The sequence below is a fragment of the Vibrio agarivorans genome, from assembly GCF_030409635.1.
Classification (GTDB): Bacteria; Pseudomonadota; Gammaproteobacteria; order Enterobacterales; family Vibrionaceae; genus Vibrio; species Vibrio agarivorans.
This window is the reverse complement of sequence record NZ_JAUFQF010000004.1, coordinates 552,412-572,507: the sequence shown is the minus strand read 5'-3', so window position 1 is coordinate 572,507 and position 20,096 is coordinate 552,412. Positions and strand designations below refer to the sequence as shown.

23 protein-coding genes are annotated in these 20,096 nt (G+C 46.8%); 7 read left to right on the top strand and 16 right to left on the bottom strand.

What is annotated here, in order from left to right:
• Positions 1 to 193 precede the first annotated feature (193 nt).
• The 3 genes from trmB (at position 194) to glsB (ending at position 2,940) form a co-directional block, all read left to right on the top strand.
• The gene (trmB, locus tag QWZ05_RS10985; protein WP_264877693.1) at positions 194 to 913 is read left to right on the top strand and encodes a tRNA (guanosine(46)-N7)-methyltransferase TrmB; all 720 of its coding nucleotides are present in this window, start codon (positions 194 to 196) and stop codon (positions 911 to 913) included.
• 11 nt (positions 914 to 924) lie between these two features.
• On the top strand, positions 925 to 1,953 hold the full coding sequence (locus tag QWZ05_RS10980) for a TRM11 family SAM-dependent methyltransferase (protein WP_290298396.1): 1,029 nt from the start codon (positions 925 to 927) through the stop codon (positions 1,951 to 1,953).
• A 66-nt stretch (positions 1,954 to 2,019) separates the two neighbouring features.
• The gene (gene glsB, locus QWZ05_RS10975; protein ID WP_264877696.1) at positions 2,020 to 2,940 is read left to right on the top strand and encodes a glutaminase B; all 921 of its coding nucleotides are present in this window, start codon (positions 2,020 to 2,022) and stop codon (positions 2,938 to 2,940) included.
• A gap of 198 nt (positions 2,941 to 3,138) precedes the next feature.
• On the opposite strand, the gene hemW is transcribed toward glsB, so the two are convergent.
• The 7 genes from hemW to QWZ05_RS10940 are packed head-to-tail and all read right to left on the bottom strand — an operon-like array spanning position 3,139 to position 7,845.
• Complete coding sequence (gene hemW / locus QWZ05_RS10970; protein WP_290298393.1) at positions 3,139 to 4,311, bottom strand: radical SAM family heme chaperone HemW; 1,173 nt, start codon at positions 4,309 to 4,311, stop codon at positions 3,139 to 3,141.
• Between the two features lie 7 nt (positions 4,312 to 4,318).
• On the bottom strand, positions 4,319 to 4,909 hold the full coding sequence (locus QWZ05_RS10965) for an XTP/dITP diphosphatase (protein ID WP_264877698.1): 591 nt from the start codon (positions 4,907 to 4,909) through the stop codon (positions 4,319 to 4,321).
• Positions 4,910 to 4,921: 12 nt separating this feature from the next.
• Positions 4,922 to 5,353 carry a DUF4426 domain-containing protein gene (locus tag QWZ05_RS10960; RefSeq protein ID WP_264877699.1) on the bottom strand — a complete coding sequence of 144 codons (432 nt, stop codon included), beginning with the start codon at positions 5,351 to 5,353 and terminating at the stop codon, positions 4,922 to 4,924.
• A 50-nt stretch (positions 5,354 to 5,403) separates the two neighbouring features.
• Positions 5,404 to 5,694 carry a DUF167 family protein YggU gene (gene yggU, locus QWZ05_RS10955; RefSeq protein WP_264877700.1) on the bottom strand — a complete coding sequence of 97 codons (291 nt, stop codon included), beginning with the start codon at positions 5,692 to 5,694 and terminating at the stop codon, positions 5,404 to 5,406.
• Positions 5,694 to 6,251: a YggT family protein gene (locus QWZ05_RS10950; RefSeq protein ID WP_264877701.1), complete on the bottom strand. Its 558-nt coding sequence runs from the start codon at positions 6,249 to 6,251 to the stop codon at positions 5,694 to 5,696. Before QWZ05_RS10950 ends, yggU begins: the two co-directional genes overlap by 1 nt.
• Before the next feature lie 56 nt (positions 6,252 to 6,307).
• Positions 6,308 to 7,126, bottom strand: a complete 819-nt coding sequence (proC, locus tag QWZ05_RS10945; protein ID WP_264877702.1) for a pyrroline-5-carboxylate reductase — start codon at positions 7,124 to 7,126, stop codon at positions 6,308 to 6,310.
• An 8-nt stretch (positions 7,127 to 7,134) separates the two neighbouring features.
• The gene (locus QWZ05_RS10940) at positions 7,135 to 7,845 is read right to left on the bottom strand and encodes a YggS family pyridoxal phosphate-dependent enzyme (protein ID WP_264877703.1); all 711 of its coding nucleotides are present in this window, start codon (positions 7,843 to 7,845) and stop codon (positions 7,135 to 7,137) included.
• A gap of 24 nt (positions 7,846 to 7,869) precedes the next feature.
• Between QWZ05_RS10940 and QWZ05_RS10935 the strand changes: the two genes are divergently transcribed.
• Positions 7,870 to 8,910: a type IV pilus twitching motility protein PilT gene (locus QWZ05_RS10935; protein ID WP_264877704.1), complete on the top strand. Its 1,041-nt coding sequence runs from the start codon at positions 7,870 to 7,872 to the stop codon at positions 8,908 to 8,910.
• A gap of 24 nt (positions 8,911 to 8,934) precedes the next feature.
• A complete protein-coding gene (locus QWZ05_RS10930) occupies positions 8,935 to 10,041 on the top strand; it encodes a PilT/PilU family type 4a pilus ATPase (protein ID WP_264878212.1) in 1,107 nt (368 codons plus the stop codon).
• A 64-nt stretch (positions 10,042 to 10,105) separates the two neighbouring features.
• Here the strand turns inward: QWZ05_RS10930 and ruvX are convergent, their stop codons facing one another.
• The 7 genes from ruvX to metK all read right to left on the bottom strand — a co-directional run bounded on the left by ruvX (position 10,106) and on the right by metK (position 15,921).
• Positions 10,106 to 10,528, bottom strand: a complete 423-nt coding sequence (gene ruvX, locus QWZ05_RS10925) for a Holliday junction resolvase RuvX (protein WP_264877705.1) — start codon at positions 10,526 to 10,528, stop codon at positions 10,106 to 10,108.
• 30 nt (positions 10,529 to 10,558) lie between these two features.
• The gene (locus tag QWZ05_RS10920; protein ID WP_264877706.1) at positions 10,559 to 11,122 is read right to left on the bottom strand and encodes a YqgE/AlgH family protein; all 564 of its coding nucleotides are present in this window, start codon (positions 11,120 to 11,122) and stop codon (positions 10,559 to 10,561) included.
• A 57-nt stretch (positions 11,123 to 11,179) separates the two neighbouring features.
• A complete protein-coding gene (gene gshB / locus QWZ05_RS10915; protein ID WP_264877707.1) occupies positions 11,180 to 12,127 on the bottom strand; it encodes a glutathione synthase in 948 nt (315 codons plus the stop codon).
• 12 nt (positions 12,128 to 12,139) lie between these two features.
• Entirely contained in the window at positions 12,140 to 12,871 is a 732-nt protein-coding gene (gene rsmE / locus QWZ05_RS10910) for a 16S rRNA (uracil(1498)-N(3))-methyltransferase (protein WP_264877708.1), read from the bottom strand.
• Between the two features lie 133 nt (positions 12,872 to 13,004).
• Positions 13,005 to 13,505 carry a SprT family zinc-dependent metalloprotease gene (locus QWZ05_RS10905; protein WP_264877709.1) on the bottom strand — a complete coding sequence of 167 codons (501 nt, stop codon included), beginning with the start codon at positions 13,503 to 13,505 and terminating at the stop codon, positions 13,005 to 13,007.
• Positions 13,506 to 13,571: 66 nt separating this feature from the next.
• Positions 13,572 to 14,366, bottom strand: coding sequence for a DUF2189 domain-containing protein (locus QWZ05_RS10900; protein WP_290298385.1), 795 nt, complete (start codon positions 14,364 to 14,366; stop codon positions 13,572 to 13,574).
• 400 nt (positions 14,367 to 14,766) lie between these two features.
• A complete protein-coding gene (gene metK, locus QWZ05_RS10895) occupies positions 14,767 to 15,921 on the bottom strand; it encodes a methionine adenosyltransferase (RefSeq protein WP_164647300.1) in 1,155 nt (384 codons plus the stop codon).
• Positions 15,922 to 16,229: 308 nt separating this feature from the next.
• On the opposite strand from metK, the gene tkt reads away from it, so the two are divergent.
• Positions 16,230 to 18,242 carry a transketolase gene (tkt, locus tag QWZ05_RS10890; protein WP_264877711.1) on the top strand — a complete coding sequence of 671 codons (2,013 nt, stop codon included), beginning with the start codon at positions 16,230 to 16,232 and terminating at the stop codon, positions 18,240 to 18,242.
• 132 nt (positions 18,243 to 18,374) lie between these two features.
• Positions 18,375 to 19,145, top strand: a complete 771-nt coding sequence (locus QWZ05_RS10885) for a glycosyl hydrolase 2 galactose-binding domain-containing protein (protein ID WP_264877712.1) — start codon at positions 18,375 to 18,377, stop codon at positions 19,143 to 19,145.
• Positions 19,146 to 19,151: 6 nt separating this feature from the next.
• On the opposite strand, the gene QWZ05_RS10880 is transcribed toward QWZ05_RS10885, so the two are convergent.
• Together QWZ05_RS10880 and QWZ05_RS10875 are read right to left on the bottom strand one after the other, a co-directional pair.
• Entirely contained in the window at positions 19,152 to 19,523 is a 372-nt protein-coding gene (locus tag QWZ05_RS10880; protein WP_264877713.1) for a DUF2061 domain-containing protein, read from the bottom strand.
• A gap of 127 nt (positions 19,524 to 19,650) precedes the next feature.
• Entirely contained in the window at positions 19,651 to 20,088 is a 438-nt protein-coding gene (locus QWZ05_RS10875) for a universal stress protein (protein WP_264877715.1), read from the bottom strand.
• Between the last annotated feature and the right edge of the window lie 8 nt (positions 20,089 to 20,096).

Below are 20,096 nucleotides of genomic sequence, written 5' to 3'. Positions count from 1 at the left end.
CATCAAGCTCTGTAATTTCAGTCTATAATTAGCGCAAAATTGAATCACGTCAGGCGAGAGATGTAAATCGGACTTTTTTTGTGGTTATTTGGAGGATAACCGCGTTGTAAGGTCGATAATACTTGCACCTGTAGCGATTCTTTGGATAATCACAATCCCTTTGATTTGAGCGCATTTTGAACAGGCATAAACCATGAGTGAAGTGACCACTAACGAATACAATGAAGATGGCAAGTTGATCCGCAAAGTACGTAGCTTTGTGCGTCGCGAAGGTCGTCTAACCAAAGGCCAAGAAAACGCAATGAATGAGTGTTGGCCAACAATGGGTATTGATTACCAAGAAAAGCTTCTCGATTGGAAAGAAGTATTTGGTAACGACAACCCTGTTGTTCTGGAAATCGGCTTTGGTATGGGTGCGTCACTGGTTGAAATGGCTAAGAATGCGCCAGAGAAAAACTTCATCGGTATCGAAGTTCATAGCCCAGGTGTTGGTGCGTGTCTTGCTGATGCGCGTGATGCAGGTGTAACTAACTTGCGCGTTATGTGTCATGACGCGGTTGAAGTGTTTGCTAACATGATTCCAGAAAGCAGCCTAAGCACGCTGCAACTGTTCTTCCCAGACCCGTGGCACAAAAAGCGTCACCACAAGCGTCGTATCGTTCAGTTAGACTTTGCTGAAATGGTACGCACCAAGCTGATCCCTGAGCAGGGTATTTTTCACATGGCAACAGACTGGGAAAACTATGGCGAGCATATGATTGAAGTTATGAATGAAGCTCCAGGCTTTGCCAACACTGCGACTGACGGTGACTTTGTTCCGCGTCCAGATGATCGTCCGTTGACTAAGTTTGAGGCACGTGGCCATCGTTTAGGCCATGGCGTGTGGGATATTAAGTTCAAGCGTACTGCATAATAGGGGGAGACATGTCGTTGTATGCGATTCTGGCAAATCCAGGTCACAACCGTATCTATTTCGACAGCGCGCTTGAAATTGCTCGCTCAGAGCTACACGCAATGCTGTTGGCAGAGGGTGTAGAGCTATTTCGTATTGAAGATCAGCAAGTCGGTTTGCCTGCGGCAATTGTTTTTTCTTGCAAAGAGGCGTTAACGCCTGAGCAGATGAAAAAGATCGCGGCATCATCAATCTACTATGCGCTGTTTGAAGTGGTTGATGGTGGCTTGTTAAAGCCGCTGACGCCACCTGCTTACAATACGTTCCCTGAAAGCATGAGTCAGATTTTGCGTTACACAGGCAAAACCAATGAGCAGTTTACTCGCTTGATGGTCAACCTTGGGGCTAGCGCCGCTCAAACTGATAGCAGTACAATCACTTTGATGGATCCAATGTGTGGTAAAGGCACCACCCTATATGAAGGTTTGATCCAAGGGATGAATGTTGTTGGTGTAGAGATCAATGCCAAATGGGTTCAAGAGATCCAAACCTTCATTGTGAAGTTTATGAAAAATGGCCGCTTTAAGCACAAGGCGGGTAAAGATAAACGCACGGTAGAAGGCAAAAAGGTTGCTGATGGCTTTGTGCTTGATGCGGCAGCGAGTAAAGAAGCCTTTGCAGTAGGGGAAAGTCAGTCGATGAAGCTTTATTCCGCAGATACGCGCAAAGCGGATCTAGTGGTTAAGAAGAACTCTGTAGACGTGATGGTTTCGGATCTTCCTTATGGTGTTCAGCACGGTAGTAAGAACGCCAAAGACAATAAGCTCAATCGAAGCCCGAATGAGTTGTTAGCTGAGGCTTTACCCGCTTGGAAAAAGGTGTTGAAGAAAAATGGTGCGGTAGTGCTATCTTTTAATGAGTTTACTCTTAAATGGAAAGACCTCGCGCAACTGTTTGAATCACAAGGCTGGAAGGTGATGGACGAAGCGCCATTTACCGGTTATTTACACCGAGTTGACCAGTCGATTAATCGCAATATTATTGTTGCTGTAAAAGCGTAAATCGCGAGCATTCGTGTTTACTAGAGCCAGCAATATGCTGGCTCTTTTTTGTTTGGATGGAAAGTAATGATGCCCACTCAAGAGATTCTTGACTCTGTCTTAGATGAAGTTCGCCCATTAATCGGTAATGGAAAAGTCGCTGACTATATACCCGCTTTGGCACGCATCCCAGCGACTAAGTTGGGTATTGCTGTGTTCACTAATCAAGGTGAGTTGATTACAGCAGGCGATGCAGACGAAGGCTTTTCTATTCAATCTATCTCAAAGGCGTTGAGTTTGACTCTGGCCATGGTGTTGTACCAGCCAGAAGAGATCTGGTCTCGCGTGGGTAAAGAGCCTTCCGGTCAAGCGTTTAACTCGATGATCCAGCTAGAAATGGAGCAGGGGATCCCTCGTAACCCATTTATCAATGCTGGCGCCATTGTGGTTGCTGATCTGTTGCAGTCACGCTTATCTGCGCCTCGCCAGCACCTACTCGAGTTTGTGCGTCAGCTATCGGGAGATAGCCATATTGTCTACGACAAAGTGGTTGCAGCCTCCGAAATGCTACACAGTGACCGCAATGCTGCGATTGCTTATTTGATGCGTTCATTTGGTAACTTTAGCAATGAAGTGATTCCGGTGTTGAACAACTACTTCCACGCTTGTGCGTTAAAAATGAGTTGTGCTGATCTGGCTAAAACATTCAGCTATTTGGCGAATAAAGGGGTATCAGTACAGACCCAAAAGCAGATCATTACACCAACTCAAACCAAGCAGCTTAATGCTTTGTTGGCAACTTGTGGTTTGTACGATGGGGCGGGTGATTTTGCTTACCGTGTCGGTATGCCGGGTAAATCAGGTGTCGGCGGTGGGATTATTGCCGTTGTACCGGGGGAGATGACAATTGCAGTCTGGTCTCCAGAGCTAGATGCGTCAGGCAACTCGTTAGCGGGCACGAAAGCGCTGGAGCTGTTGTCTGAGCGTATTGGGCGTTCGATTTTTTAGAAGAAGAAAAGGGACGGGCGTTGCCCAGAGGTAGAAGGAAAAAGGAAAAGAAGAGTACAGATTTCAGAATACAGAAGCTTAAATGCGAGCACCTCTGTACTCTGAATTCTGTACTCCAAAATTAAAACCAAAGCCGATAATCTGCTTCAACCTTCAACCTTCAACCTTCAACCTTCAACCTTCAACCTTCAACTCCCCTCACTCAGTCATAAACGCTTCCAACAAATCATTCAAAAACAACTTCCCTTTCTCCGTGATCTGCCAGTGTGTATCGGTCTCTGAGAGGTAGCCCATCTCTATTGCCCAGTTAATGGTGTCTTGAATAGCCTCAAACCCTAACCCTGTTGTATCGATAAAATCGTGCTTGGGACAGGATTCCATCAAGCGAAAGCGGTTCATAAAGAACTCAAACGGGCGATCTTCATTAGCAACGAGTTGTTCGTCTGATAAATAGGGCTTGGTGAGATTCTGGTAGGCACTCAGGTATCCACGCGGGTGCTTAATCTTGGTGGTGCGGACAATTCGCCCGTCAGCGAAACTGATTTTTCCGGCAGCGCCGCAACCGATCCCCAGATAGTCACCAAAGCGCCAATAGTTAAGGTTATGTTGGCATTGATAGCCAGGCTTACTGTAACCCGAAATCTCGTATTGTACGTAGCCCGCTTGTCTTAGCTTCTCATGGCCTAACTCAAAAATATCCCACAAATCATCGTCATCAGGCAGTGCTGGTGTTTTGTAGTAGAACATGGTGTTCGGCTCAATTGTCAGCTGATACCAAGAAAGATGTGGCGGTGCTAACTCAATCGCCTTATCGAGATCAGCTAACGCTTGCTCGACTGATTGGTCAGGTAGGCCATGCATGAGATCTAGGTTAAAACTGTTGAGCCCAATATTATGTGCCAAGTGTGCCGCGTTAACTGCCTCTTGCTGGCCATGTATTCGCCCTAGACGCTCCAACTTATCTTGCTCAAAGCTCTGCACTCCGATAGAGATGCGGGTGATGCCAGCACGCTGATAGCCAGCAAATCGCTCTGCCTCAACGGTGCCAGGGTTAGCTTCCATGGTGATCTCGATATCCGATTTAAACGGGATGCGTTTTTCGATTCCCTGGAGTAAAGATTGGATACCTTGGGGTGAAATCAGGCTCGGCGTGCCGCCACCGATAAAGATCGAATGTAAGGGCCTTGGCGTTGCATGTAGGGCATACTTATCAATATCGGTGTCTAAGTCTTCCAGTAGAGCTTGAATGTACTCTTGCTCTGGAATATCGGCTTTTTGGGCATGTGAGTTGAAATCACAATAGGGGCACTTTTGTACACACCATGGGATGTGTACATATAGGCTGAGTGCTGGTGGAATGAGTTGAGTCATAAGTAAGTTACTTTGACAGTTCAGCAAACAGGGCTTTCAGTGCCTTTCCGCGGTGTGATAACTGCTTTTTACGTGCTGGTTCAAGCAGAGCAGACGAGCAGTTGTCTTCAGGAACAAAGAAAATAGGGTCATAGCCAAAGCCATTTTCACCCTCAGCTTGCTCTAGAATTCGACCTTCCCATTTACCGTGACAAACAACGGGTGTCGGGTCATTTTCATGCTTCATTAGAACCAATACACAGTGGAAGCGAGCAGTACGCTCAGCTTCTGGTACCCCTTTCATGGCTTCAAGTAGTTTTTCTAAGTTCTCTTGGTCTGAAGCACCTTCACCCGCGTAGCGAGCCGAGTAAATACCCGGTGCACCTTTGAGGAAATCCACCTCTAAACCTGAGTCATCGGCAATAGCAGCTAAACCGGTCTCTTTGGCGGCATGACGCGCCTTAATAATCGCATTCTCAATGAAGGTTGTGCCAGTTTCGGCCACGTCAGAGACGTTAAATTCATTTTGTGAGTGCACCTCAAAACCAAAGTCAGACAGAAGGTCTGCCATTTCACGAACCTTACCTTGGTTGCCCGTTGCTAATACGATTTTTTTCATGATCTACTCAAACTACTCTTCTACATAAAATTTCTGGGTAAAGGTCAGCTTTCCAGTGCCTTTATTGCCACTGTCTACATCAATGGTAAACGTGAGTGTCTCTTCATTGCTGATGGAGAACTCTGCTAGATAGTATATCGCATCTCCCTCTTTCACTTCTCGAAAAGTCAGATTTTTACTGTGCCCGATAAGATTCTTCGCGCTGCCTGATAGTTTGGCCGTGGTAGCCGGTTTTCCAAGAGAGGCGTTGTCCAACACACTAATATTGAGTATCGCGGAATAACCATTGCGTTTTAGGTCATAGCTGCGAGCGACTTTGGGTGTGAGGAAGGTCGAGTTAAAGGCAGCGTAGTGCACTTCAACGTCTTTAAAGGTCTTGAATTGCCCCGCCACTGCTGAGCTGGTAAATAGTGCGCAGAGAAGGAGTCCTATCCAGCGTTTCATCTTATCTCTCCTAGATTAGCGTTGATTGGATTTATATATGAAAAAAGCCATCATAGGATGGCTTTAATCTCTTTGGGTAGTTGGCTCGGAGAGCTAATTCGCACTTGCTTGTGCCGACCTAACTCACCTTTCTCAATACTGATTGAGCCTTTAGATACCTTGCACTGTTTAGCAAGGTATTTGGTCAAATGTGCATTCGCTTTGCCATCGACGGGTGGGGCGGTGATAGCTATTTTTAACTCTTCACCATGTAACCCGACAATGGCGTCTCGGCTTGCTTTTGGCTGAATATACAACCGGAGAAGAAGGTCTTCGCCATCAAGCCATGCCGCTTGCGTCATTATAGTCTGAACCAGATTGGCCCGATTAAATCACCCATTAAGAAGTTGGCAAACTGCAAGACGATAAATAGCACTAATACACTGAAATCAAAGCCACCCATCGCCGGGATGATACGACGGATAGGAGCCAGCATTGGCTCAGTCAGTTGATGGAAAACATACTCGATAGGGCTACGGCCTTGGCTTACCCAGCTCAAAATGGCGCGCAATAGTAGAACCCAGAACAGTAGGCCACCTGCTGCTTTGACCAGAGACAGGAATCCTAGGTAAAGGTAATCAAGGCTGAATGCCATCGCGCCTTTCGAGGCAAGCATAACAAGTGCGACAAATTTGATGACACAAAGAACATAGGCAAAGATTAGGGTGGCTAAATCTAGGCTACCAATGGATGGAATCACTCGACGCAGCGGACCAACGACCGGTTGTGTCGCTTTAACGATAAATTGTGAAAATGGATTGTAGAAATCCGCACGAGTGGCTTGTAACCAAATGCGCAGAATAACGACCATGATATAAAGGTCGAAGAGTGTAGAAATTAGAAAACTCATTGAGTTCATAGTTAGCCCTTACAGCAATAACAGTCTCGTCCTAAAGCAGCAGAGAGTGTTGAGTTTTAAAATAATGATTCCATTTCTTCTGCGCGAGCAACGGCTGCACGCATCGCTTTCGATACAATATCTGAAAGCTGAGATTGGTTAAAGGTGCGCAGCGCTTCTGCGGTAGTACCGCCTTTGGATGTCACTTGTTCACGCAGGGTCGCGAGCTCTAGCTCCGGTTTTGCCGCCACAAGCTTGGCCGCCCCCAGTGCTGACTGCTGCACAAGTAAACGCGCGGTCTCTGGCGTAAAGCCTTGAGCAATCGCCTCTTTCTGCATCGCTTCCATAAAGAGGAAGAAATAGGCAGGTGAGCTCCCAGCTGCTGCAATGATATTGTTGATTCCTGATTCTTGTTCGACCCAGCATACTTCGCCAACCGCTTGCATTAGTTGGTGGGCAAAGTCGCGCTGTTCCTGTGATACCGTTTGTGGAGCGTATAGGCCACTCATGCCTTCACCAACAAGAGAAGGGGTGTTTGGCATAACACGAACCAGGGTAAGTTTACTGCCTAACATCTCTTCTAATCGTTGACAGTTGATACCAGCTGCAATCGAAATCACCAGCTTGTTGGTGAAATCAACTTCGCGTAGGCCCTCGCCAACCAGAGACATCATCTGAGGCTTAACCGCAAGGACAACCACTTCAGCTTGCTTTGCTGCTTGCTCGTTATCGGTTGTGGTATTAACCGCAAACTCCCTTGTTAATGCATCACGAGTCGATTGGCTGGGCGCCGTTGCTGTGATGAGCTGTGTTGGGTATCCACTAGCTTTAAGGCCTGCGATGATGGAGCGAGCCATGTTACCTGCGCCAATAAAGGCAATTTTCTTGTGTTCCATTATTCTCTCTAGCTCTTATTTGCGTAATCACGCGCACCAAAAATAGCAGTGCCAATGCGAACAATCGTGCTACCTGCTTCAATCGCTGCCTCCATATCCCCACTCATTCCCATCGAGAGGGTATCAACACTTGGATACAAAGCGTGGAGCTTGTCTTTTAGTGCTGCAAGCTCGGTGAAGGCTGCCAGTTGTGAGTCATAGTCAGTCACATTGGCTGGTATTGACATCAATCCTCTTAATTTGAGGTTTGGCAGGCGAGAAATCAACTCAGCGAGCTCAAATACTTGCTCTGCATCGAGGCCTGATTTTGAGGATTCGCCACTGGTGTTGACTTGCAATAGCACTTGCAAAGGGGGCATACCTTCTGGGCGCTGATCGTTCAAGCGCTGTGCGGTCTTTGCGCGGTCAATGGTATGAACCCAAGCAAAGTGCTCTGCCACATGGCGTGTTTTATTTGATTGAATAGGACCGATAAAGTGCCATTCAATCGCTAATTCAGGGTGGTTCTGGTTGAAGAACTGGACTTTATCCACCCCTTCTTGGACATAGTTTTCGCCGAACAGTTGATGGCCTGCTTGCGCAGCTTCTAGAATTGCCTGATTAGGTTTTGTTTTACTTACCGCCAGCAATTGCACAGAGTCACGAGCACGCCCACACTTTTGCTCTGCACTTTTAATTTGTGAAGTGATAAGTTCGATGTTTTGTTGAATACTACTCATAGTCTATGAAACCAAGGAAATTATATGGATATCGCTGAGTTACTGGATTTTAGTGTAAAGCATAATGCGTCAGATCTACACCTTTCTGCTGGAGTTCCGCCAATGGTCCGTATTGATGGAGAAGTGAGAAAGCTGGGTGTTCCTGCTTTTAGCCATGCAGATGTACACCGTTTGGTGTTTGAGATTATGAATGATGCACAGCGCAGCGAGTTCGAAGAAAGGTTAGAGGTAGACTTCTCTTTTGAGCTACCTGATGTGGGGCGCTTTCGTGTTAACGCCTTCAATCAGGCGCGTGGCTGCTCAGCGGTATTTCGTACCATACCCACGGTTATACCGACACTTGAGCAGCTAGAAGCCCCTCAAGTGTTCGAAAAAATTGCTAATTATGAGAAAGGTCTCGTCTTGGTGACTGGCCCAACGGGCTCTGGTAAGTCGACGACACTTGCTGCGATGGTGGACTATGTTAACCGCAATCACAACAAGCATATTTTGACGATTGAAGATCCGATCGAGTTTGTGCATACCAACAACAAATGTTTGATCAACCAACGTGAAGTGCATCGAGATACGCACAGCTTTAAGAATGCGCTGCGTAGTGCTTTGCGTGAAGATCCAGACGTTATTCTAGTCGGAGAGTTGCGCGATCAAGAGACGATCAGTCTAGCGCTAACAGCAGCAGAAACCGGGCACTTAGTGTTTGGTACTCTGCACACCAGTTCAGCAGCCAAGACGATTGACCGAATTATTGATGTGTTCCCTGGTAGTGATAAAGACATGGTACGTTCGATGCTTTCGGAGTCTTTACGTGCCGTTATTGCGCAAAAACTTCTTAAACGAGTTGGAGGCGGACGTGTGGCTTGTCATGAGATCATGATGGCAACACCGGCAATTCGTAACTTGATCCGTGAAGATAAGGTCGCGCAGATGTACTCGATCATTCAGACAGGCGCAGCACACGGCATGCAAACGATGGAGCAGAACTCTAAACAGCTATTAGCACAGGGTGTGGTGGATCCTGATGAAGTCGCACGCAAAATTGAAACCGATTCAGCACCGATTTTTTAAGGAGTTGCTATGTCGTCTGCAGAAATGAATATCGATACCTTCCTGCAAGGGATGCTGGAGAATAAAGCTTCGGATCTCTACATCACCGTGGGAGCTCCTGTGCTATTTCGAGTCGATGGGGAGCTAAAAGCACAAGGTGAGAAACTGAGTGAGCAAGATGTGCTGGCTTTGTTAGAGTCGATGATGGATGAGTCTCGACGTAGTGATTATCATCAACAGCGTGAAGCCAACTTTGCCATTGTGCGTGATATCGGCCGTTTTCGTGTCAGTGCGTTCTATCAAAGAGAACTGCCTGGCGCGGTGATTCGCCGAATTGAAACCAATATCCCCACTTTTGATGAGCTGAAGCTACCCGAGGTGTTGCAAGATCTTTCCATTGCTAAACGAGGTTTGGTATTGGTGGTTGGTGCAACGGGATCGGGTAAGTCTACTACGATGGCAGCAATGACAGGTTATCGAAATAGTCATCGAACAGGGCATATTCTGACGGTAGAGGATCCTATCGAGTTTGTGCATGAGCATAAACGTTGTATTGTGACTCAGCGTGAAGTGGGTTTGGATACTGAGAGCTTTGAAGTCGCACTCAAAAACTCTCTGCGTCAGGCGCCAGATATGATCTTGATCGGTGAGATCCGCAGCCGTGAGACGATGGAGTACGCCATGACTTTTGCTGAAACAGGGCACTTGTGTATGGCTACCTTGCATGCGAATAATGCCAACCAAGCTCTTGAGCGAATTCTACATTTGATACCGAAAGAGCAACGAGAGCAGTTCTTGTTTGATCTTTCAATGAACCTAAAAGGTGTGATTGGCCAGCAGTTGATCCGTGATAAAAACGGTCAGGGGCGTCATGGTGTGTTTGAAGTGTTGCTCAACAGCCCACGTGTATCCGATCTGATCCGTCGTGGCGATCTGCATGAACTTAAAGCTACGATGGCGCGTTCAAAAGAGGTTGGAATGCAGACCTTTGATCAGGCGCTCTATCAATTGGTGGTGGAGGATAAGATCAATGAAGAGGATGCGCTGCACAGTGCAGACTCCCCCAACGATCTGCGTTTAATGCTGAAAACACAGCGTGGAGAGGGGTTCTCTGGAGGTGCGCTGTCTAATGTGAAGATAGATATGGAATAACATGGAATAGCGAGCTAATAGCCGCCAGTTTATCTGGCGGCTATTACGGTGGTTATCAGACTCACTAACCCCATTGCGCCTCAAACCAGCTTTCTAAGATGACCACGGCTGACTGACAGTCAATATTGCCTTTCTCAAGAGCTTTGTAGCCTCCCATACTGAAAAGATCAGCACGAGCTTCGGCAGTTGATAGGCGTTCATCGTGCAGCTCGACAGGCAAACCAAAGCGGCCATGCAAGCGGTTAGCAAATTTCTTCGCTCTAGGGGTAATCGTTTCTAAGTCACGTCCATGCAAATCGGTTGGTAATCCGACGACAAGCAGATCCGGCTGCCACTCTTTGATCAACTTTTCAATGTCATCCCAGTTTGGGATACCATCATTAGCCTTAAAGGCGCGAAGCGGCGAGGCGGTACCAGTGATCTCCTGACCAATGGCACTGCCAATGCTCTTGGTGCCAAAATCAAAGCCCATAATTGTACGAGACATAACGAATCGGGTTTCCTATATTGATGAGGTTTAAGCGTGGCCAGCAAGACTTGAGAGTTGCGCTGGATCGATTCCAAGCTTTTCAACGGCTTTGCGCCACTTGTCATTGTTTGGTGTGTCGAAGATGAGTACGGAGTCGGCCTCAATTGTTAGCCATGAGTTGTCGGCAAGCTCGACCTCGAGTTGTCCTGCTGTCCAACCGGAATAGCCTAGGGTGACTAGATAATCACTGGGCTCAGCCTCAGTGCCGAGAACCGTCAAAATATCTCGAGAGGTCGTAACAGTGAGGTCATCAGTCATCTGAATGCTCGATTCGTAATAGTCTTTAGGTTTGTGTAAGACAAAACCACGATCTTCCGCCACAGGCCCGCCATTGAGTACGGGTCGCTCAAGGCTTTCAGTCAGGAGTTGCGGATGGACTGGATCGATCTCGGCTTGCTCAAGAATATTGCCTACCGTTACATCAATTGGGGCATTAATAATGAGACCCATCGCCCCATCTTCATTATGCTCACAGATGTAGACCACACTGTTCTTGAAGTAGGGATCTTGCATCCCGGGCATAGCAACTAAAAAGTGGTTGGTTAAATTCATAGCGACTCCAATAGGTTGGGGCTAATCAATGGCGGCCTATTATGCCGCCATGCGTGCTTATGCCTTAACGCGACGCTCAATAGCATCCATTAGCTTGCCAGTGATAGAGATATCAAAGGCAGCTTCAATCTCACGGATGCAGGTAGGGCTCGTTACGTTAATCTCTGTCAACTTGTCGCCGATGACATCAAGGCCAACAAAGATTAACCCTTTCTCTTTTAGCGTAGGTGCGACTGCTTGAGCGATCTTAAGGTCGGTCTCACTCAGAGGGCGAGCTTCTCCCGTACCGCCAGCGGCTAGGTTGCCACGCGTCTCACCTTTTGCTGGAATACGAGCAAGGCAGTATGGCATCGGCTCACCATCAACCACCAGAATACGCTTATCACCATTGCTGATATCAGGCACGAAGGTTTGCGCCATTGCGTAGTTTTGACCGTGGTTGGTCAGTGTCTCGATGATCACAGAGACGTTTGGATCGTTTTCTTTCACGCGGAAGATCGAAGCGCCGCCCATACCGTCAAGAGGCTTGAGAATGACATCGCCATGCTCTTCACGGAATGCTTTGATCTTCTCTGCTTTACGCGTCACGATGGTGGTCGGTGTCAGTTCAGGGAACCACGCCGTAAAGAGTTTTTCATTACAGTCACGCAGGCTTTGTGGCTTATTGACGATCAGTGCGCCATTTTCTTCTGCGCGCTCGAGAATGTAGGTCGCGTAGATGTACTCGGTGTCAAAAGGTGGATCTTTACGCATTAATACTGCATCAAGATCCGCAAGCTTAATCGTTTGTTCAGACTTAAACTCGTACCAGCCGTTCGGGTCTTCTTTTAGCTCAAGCACTTTTGTATCAGCAATCGCGACACCTTGATCAAGGTGAAGATCGTTCATTTCCATGTAGTGAATTTCGTAACCGCGACGCTGCGCTTCTAGCATCATGGCAAAACTTGAATCTTTCTTAATATTGATGGACGAAATTGGGTCCATCACAATGCCGAGCTTGATCATTCTTTTCTCCATTTAGCCAAGATCGCCAAAGCGAACTTGTAGGGCTGTAATTGCAGTTAGGGCGGCAGTTTCGGTTCTTAATACTCTTGGCCCTAGCAGCGTTTCTTCAAAATTATAGTGACGTGTTTTCTCAATCTCATCGCTAGATAGCCCGCCTTCTGGGCCAATCAACAGGCGAACTTTTTCAACGGGTGTCGGTAGCGTATTGATTGAGTATTTAGCGCGAGGGTGCAAGTTTAATTTAAGACCATCAAACTCTTCATTACACCACTCTTCGAGTTGCATTATCGGGCGAATCTCAGGAACGCGATTCCTACCGCACTGTTCACATGCCGCGATTGCCACTTTTTGCCATTGTACTAGCTTCTTCTCAAAACGCTTTTGGTCTAGTTTGACTCCGCAGCGCTCAGAAATAAGGGGAGTAATACTGTTTACGCCAAGCTCCACAGACTTTTGAATGGTGAACTCCATTTTGTCACCTCGAGAGATCACCTGACCAAGATGCAGGTCGAGTGGTGATTCAATGCTGTTCTCAACACGCTCTAGTACCTTTACCGCGACGTTTTTCTTACTGACAGCAGCGATCTCTGCTGGAAACTCGGCGCCACTGTTATCAAACAACAGAACCTGTTGTCCCTCTTTCATGCGTAGCACGCGGCCAACGTGGCCACTAGCATCTTCACTTAAGTTAAGTTCACCAAGAGTGAGGATAGGTTCCGGGTGGAAAATTCGAGGTACGCGCATAGTGCAGTATCCAAAAGTTAGCTTATTGATATTGAGTTAAGTCTAACATGGTTGCGCAGCGACGAAAAAACAAGGGGTTGAAATGTGATGGATTATCTTCAGGCTCAAATGTTCGGAGAGTTCTCGAAGAGTACTAGGAGAGTTGCTTACCAGTAAACTGCAACTGCTCATGACAAAGGCTACAACGATAAGCAGCTTGCTGACGCTGCACTTTGTTATGACGGCGAATAGTGAGCGCATAGTCGTTACAAGAGCAGCAATATTGGAAGGTTTTCCCTTGAACTGAAGCAACATCAAATGAGTGCGTCGTATTTGGGTTTACACCAAACACTTTAAGCATGATAGCTTGCCACTCTTTACCGTGTGGTCGCACACGACCAAACAGTTTGTAACAGAGCAAGTGAGCGATTTCATGAGGAATCACCTCGTTGATAAAGGCGTCTGGGTTTTCGCTAAATAGAACTGGGTTGAGACGGATTTCCCACAACTGAAGGTAGGCCTTGCCTGCGGCTTTGCCACGTAACTGATAGCTTATCTTTGGCTGTGGTAGAGAGACATCAAAATAGCGCTCAGCTTGCTGAATGCAGTGCGCAACCTGTTTGATGGTTTGGTGTTGTAGTTCACGATCTAGCAAAACAAAAGCCCCGAAGAAATTCGGGGCTAGAATACCTAAAGTTGGGCGAAAGCCCAATCTGTATATCTAGGGTTGATGTTTCTTTTTGATTGTTGAGTGGTAGGCATGCCATGTTCCGTAGCCGAGAATTGGCATAGTAAACAGCATACCAATACCGTAGGTTGCAAAGCCGAGAAGGATACCGCCGCCAATAATACCCGCCCAAACAATCATTGCACCAATATTGCTGCGTACGGCGTTCACACTGGTGAACACGGCTGTCATCATATCGACACGTCGCTCCATCATTAGTGGAATCGAAAAGGCTGAGATACTAAACACTACAGCTGCGAGCACAGCACCAACCACTGAACCGATCACCAAAAAGGGGAGAAAATCACTGAGGGGAGCCCCTTGCACAGAAGGGTAGATAGCGTGAAGCAGAGCGGCTATGCGCATCCAAAAAATCATAGCGACAGCCAACAATACCGCGAATGCCCATTGAGAAGATGAGTTGCGACCAATCGCCTTCATAGAGTGGGGTAGGCTAGCTTTGTGGCCTTTTTCTCGCTGCCAGCTCGCATCGTACAATCCAAGAGCGAGAAACGGGCCGATGAGCATATAGACAATCAAACTGGGCATAATGACCAGATGAGTACCTTGCCACTGAACCAGCAGCACAATACCAATGGCGGCCGCCATAAAGCACAATCCATAGAAGGCACTAATGATAGGCATACGAACAAAATCGTTCAGCCCGAGCGCTAACCAGTGAAAGGGAGCAGAGATACTGAGCGTGTTGCACGGTATGGTGCGAGCGTACTCATGGTCAGATTGCTTCTGCTTAGTGTCGAAATCTGACGAGTTGTAGGTGCGAGGCATGCGTCCTCCTTGATGCGTTCTAGTTACCTATCAGGAAAAAGCTTATCGCCGTAAGCAGACACATTCACGCAATCACCTGATAACAGTCGGTGCAGGGTCGAATGAAACACGACCTAATGCTACCGTTCTATCTATACGGTGCATGGCGGCATAAGGGACAGCAAACCATCATGTCGATGCAGAGACTATGTTCTCTCTAAGCACAAATCATAAGAAATAATCATGGGCTAAAAGGTTGTTATGGCGATACCGATGTAGTCAATAATGCATGACGACATTGGTATCGATTTGTTTGCATAGTGTTATAACTATCGACACGGATTGGCCAAAATTCAAATCTTTGTCGCACAAAAAAGCCCCAGCATGGCTGAGGCTTCGAATTCTTTGTGGTGATGTAGGCTTATTTGATGCCTGCAAACTCACGTAGAAGTGCTGCTTTGTCTGTCGCTTCCCATGGGAACTCTTCGCGACCAAAGTGACCGTATGCTGCTGTCTTCTTGTAGATAGGCTGAAGAAGGTTCAGCATCTCTTGTAGGCCGTATGGGCGTAGATCGAAGTTTTGGCGAACCGCTTCAACGATGATGTCGTGTGATACTTTTTCAGTACCAAACGTCTCAACCATGATAGACGTTGGATCAGCAACGCCGATAGCGTATGAAAGTTGGATTTCACAACGGTCAGCCATGCCTGCTGCAACGATGTTCTTCGCTACGTAACGTGCAGCGTAAGCTGCAGAGCGGTCAACCTTCGATGGATCTTTACCAGAGAATGCACCACCGCCGTGACGAGCTGCGCCGCCGTAGGTATCAACGATGATCTTACGACCCGTTAGACCACAGTCACCCATTGGGCCACCGATTACGAAACGACCAGTTGGGTTAATGAAGAAGTTAGTCTCTTTGTTGATCCACTCAGAAGGCAGTACTGGCTTGATGATCTCTTCCATTACTGCTTCACGTAGGTCAGGTGTTGAGATTGAATCACAGTGTTGAGTAGAAAGAACAACTGCGTCGATACCAACAATCTTACCTTGGTCGTATTGGAACGTTACCTGTGATTTTGCATCAGGACGCAACCAAGGTAGTGTGCCGTTCTTACGTACTTCCGCTTGTTTTTGCACAAGACGGTGAGAGTATGTGATCGGCGCTGGCATCAGAATGTCAGTTTCGTTTGTTGCGTAGCCGAACATGATACCTTGGTCACCAGCACCTTGCTCTTTAGGATCCGCTTTATCAACACCTTGGTTGATGTCTGGAGATTGCTTACCGATAGTGTTCAGAACAGCACAAGAGTCAGCATCAAAGCCCATGTCAGAGTGAACGTAACCAATTTCACGAACGGTTTCGCGAGTTAGCTCTTCGATATCAACCCATGCAGACGTTGTGATCTCACCACCAACCATTACCATGCCGGTCTTTACGTAAGTTTCACAAGCAACGCGAGCTTTAGGATCTTGCTCAAGAATTGCGTCTAGAACTGCATCAGAGATTTGGTCTGCAATTTTATCTGGGTGACCTTCTGAAACCGACTCAGAAGTGAATAGGTGCTTAGCCATGTGAGCTCCACTTTATTAACTATCTACATAGCCGTGTTTCACTGCACAAGGTTGGCAAAACGGCTATTAACAAAAATTTTCTGTAGGTGTTTCTACATCTAGACGTCTATTCTAGTTTTCAACAAATGAATTACAAGTGATTTTTAGTATTAATTAGAACCAAACGTTTGCGTAAACCACTACGGTTTTTAGGCTTATTTGCTTGGATAGAGCTCAAATTACTCAAGTAAACGTTTGCAGAGTGTGAATCGCTCTGCGACAATACCCGCGCTGCGAAGCAGCTTCATTTATCTTTTCTCATTCGCTTAATGCATTCAGGAGCAGACATGTCTTCTCGTAAACATCTAGCTAATGCAATCCGTGCTCTTAGCATGGACGGTGTTCAGCAAGCTAACTCTGGCCACCCAGGCGCACCAATGGGTATGGCTGATATCGCTGAAGTTCTTTGGCGTTCTCACCTAAATCACAACCCAACTAACCCTGAGTGGGCAAACCGCGACCGCTTTGTTCTTTCGAACGGTCATGGCTCAATGCTGATTTACTCACTACTGCATTTGTCTGGTTACGAACTATCAATTGACGATCTTAAGAACTTCCGTCAATTGCACTCAAAAACACCTGGCCACCCAGAGTACGGTTACGCTCCAGGTATTGAGACGACAACAGGTCCTCTAGGTCAAGGTATTACTAACGCAGTGGGTATGGCTATCGCTGAAAAAGCGTTGGCTGCTCAGTTCAACAAAGAAGGTCACGATATTGTTGACCACTTCACGTATGTCTTCATGGGTGACGGCTGTCTAATGGAAGGTATTTCGCATGAGGCATGTTCTCTAGCGGGTACTCTAGGCCTAGGCAAGCTGATTGCATTTTGGGATGACAACGGTATCTCAATTGACGGTGAAGTTGAAGGCTGGTTCTCTGACGATACACCTAAGCGTTTTGAAGCTTACGGTTGGCACGTTATCCCAGCAGTTGATGGTCACGATAGTGATGCAATTAATGCAGCGATTGAAGCGGCGAAGAATGATCCACGTCCAACGCTAATCTGTACTAAAACCATCATTGGCTTTGGTTCACCAAACAAGTCAGGTTCTCATGACTGTCACGGTGCACCACTTGGCCACGAAGAAATTGCAGCGGCTCGTGAGTTCCTTGGTTGGGAACACGGTCCGTTCGAAATCCCAGCAGACGTATACTCTGAGTGGGATGCGAAAGAAGCAGGTAATGCAAAAGAATCAGCTTGGGAAGAGAAGCTAGCAGCTTATGAAGCGGCTTACCCAGAGCTTGCAGCTGAGTTCAAGCGTCGTACTAACGGTGAGTTGCCAGCGCAATGGGAAGAGAAAGCAAACCAAATCATTGCTGATCTTCAAGCAAACCCTGCAAACATTGCTTCGCGTAAAGCATCTCAAAATGCGCTAGAAGCGTTTGGTCAAATGCTACCAGAATTCATGGGCGGCTCTGCTGACCTTGCACCATCAAACCTAACCATGTGGTCTGGCTCTAAATCACTAGAAGCGGATAAGTTTGACGGCAACTACATTCACTACGGTGTACGTGAGTTTGGTATGACGGCAATCATGAATGGTATTGCACTACACGGTGGTTTCGTACCATACGGTGCAACATTCCTAATGTTCATGGAATACGCGCGTAATGCAATGCGTATGGCTGCACTGATGAAGGTTCAAAACATTCAGGTTTACACGCATGACTCTATCGGTCTAGGCGAAGATGGCCCAACGCACCAGCCAGTTGAGCAAATTGCTTCTCTACGTGTAACACCAAACATGAGCACATGGCGTCCATGTGACCAAGTTGAATCAGCAGTAGCTTGGAAACTGGCAATTGAGCGTAAAGATGGCCCTACATCACTGATCTTCTCTCGCCAAAACCTGGCTCAACAAGAGCGTGATGCACAGCAAGTGGCTAACATCGCTAAGGGTGCATACATCCTTAAAGATTGTGCAGATAAGCCGGAGCTTATCATCATCGCAACTGGTTCTGAGGTTGAACTAGCAGTTGAAGCAGCGGCTCAATTGACGGCGGAAGGTAAGCAAGTTCGCGTAGTATCAATGCCATCAACGGATGCATTTGATAAGCAAGACGCAGCTTACCGTGAAGCGGTTCTACCATCAGATGTAACAGCGCGTATTGCAGTAGAAGCAGGCATTGCTGATTACTGGTACAAGTATGTTGGTTTTGATGGCCGCATTATCGGTATGACAACATTCGGTGAATCAGCACCTGCTGGTGAGCTGTTCAAGATGTTCGGTTTCACAACAGAGAATGTTGTAGAAACAGCTAAGGAACTGTTGGCATAAGCTTCACTTTGGCATAATCTCGCCTAAGCGCTAATAAAGCCTATAATTATAAATAGAAGGCCAGAGTCAGTGACTCTGGCTTTTTTTGTTGGTCAACGCTCACTGACCAGCATAGACGAGAGAAAGTAAAGCATGAAGCTATCATTAGCAGGCTGGTGGCAAGTCTCACCCCTGACCGATTTATCGATCCCGCAGGACGATATCACCTTTCCCGCACGACTGAGTTCGGTGCTGCCTTCCCATCTCACCGAGGCGCAGATTAGCGCTCAAGAGTGGCACTTAATGCATGACATCGAGCTTGATGAAGAACTCTTTGCGCCCGCTGTAGATTTAGTAATGAGTGAGGTCTCTCATTATGCAGAGGTTCGTGTGAATGGTGTTGCCGTATTCGATTGTCTTGGCGATCGACAAACGATGCGAAAGGATATTCGACCTTATCTACAAAAGGGACGTAATCGCCTTGAGTTACTGTTTTTGGAGCAGGAAGATGACTGGTTGCTCGAAGAGGAGCAAAGCCTAGGAGAGCATGTTGGTCATTCGCAACAGCCGATAGAGATTCTATCTGAGCCTTACTTGCAATTCATGCGTCACATTCGCTTAGAGAGGGTGGAAGTTGAACAGGTATGGCATCACGGTGGAGGTTGTGAGGTGCTTGTGAAACTGAATTATGATGTTCATCAATTTGGCTTAGCCTCGGCTTGCGTGCAGTTTAATGGGGTTAGTCTGCAACTGCCTATTGATTTGCGCCATCAATCTTTAACGGCATTGTTTCAGGTAGAGGCGCCTAAGGTGACGCAAGCGGATGAGAGAGGAGAAAAACTCAGTATAACCATAGAACAACACCAATATGAGTTTTTCATCCCACTTAACCCAGCAAACACATTGTCTAAGTTTGCTCTGTAGCTTGTTTTAAGCGGCAACAGGGTGGTTGCGCGTCCATACCTTTTCATGGAAGTAGTAAGCGATGGTGTTACACGCTGGCTCTATTGTCGCCATGATGCTACCAACCAATACGTCTCCAGTGAGTAAGTAGGCGACACCGAAGGCAACACTGAAGTGGACGGTGGCAAAGCTAGCGGTTTTGATAGTGGTTGAATTTGCAATCTTTCTCAATGAAGGCACTTTTAACCACGCTTTTTCGTGAAAGTAGAATGCAACAGTATTGACCATGGGTTCAATCATCGCGATTAAGCTACCGATAAGGATATCGCCAGTTAAAATGTAGCCAACGCTAAATGCGATGAAGAAATGAATCATTGCGAAGTTAAGAGTCTTTTTCATGAGAGTATCCTTATTGGTGTTTCGTTCTTTGCTATAATTAGTATTGATAATTATTCTCATTTAGTAAAGAAAAAAATACCTATCGCAGTGATAGGTATTTTTCTTAATGCTTAACTCTTTGTTTTACTTAGCCTTGAGGCTTAACGACTAAGACATTGATCGGTGAGTTTTGTACGACTTTGCTGGCAACAGAGCCGAGTACAACCTTATCGAGCTTCGAGCGCTTATGGCTTGGCATCACGATTAAATCAGCCCCAAGCTTCTCTGCGTATTCCAAGATAGTGGAGTACGCTTTGCCTTCCGCCACATGCGTTTTGTAGACGAGTTCTTCAGGTACATGCAGGTCTGCGAACTGTTTTAATTGCTGCTTCACGTCAGCCTTCATTTGTGCGGCAGCATCTTTCGGGAAGTATGTTGCAACCATAGACATATGAATGCCTGGCAGCACGTTTAAAAGATGAATTTGCGCCCCAGACTGCTTAGCATGCCACACTGCGAGGTTTAGAGCTTTGTCACTGAATCCTTTGTCATTAAGGTCTACAGGTACAAGAATTTGCTTAAACATTCTTTATC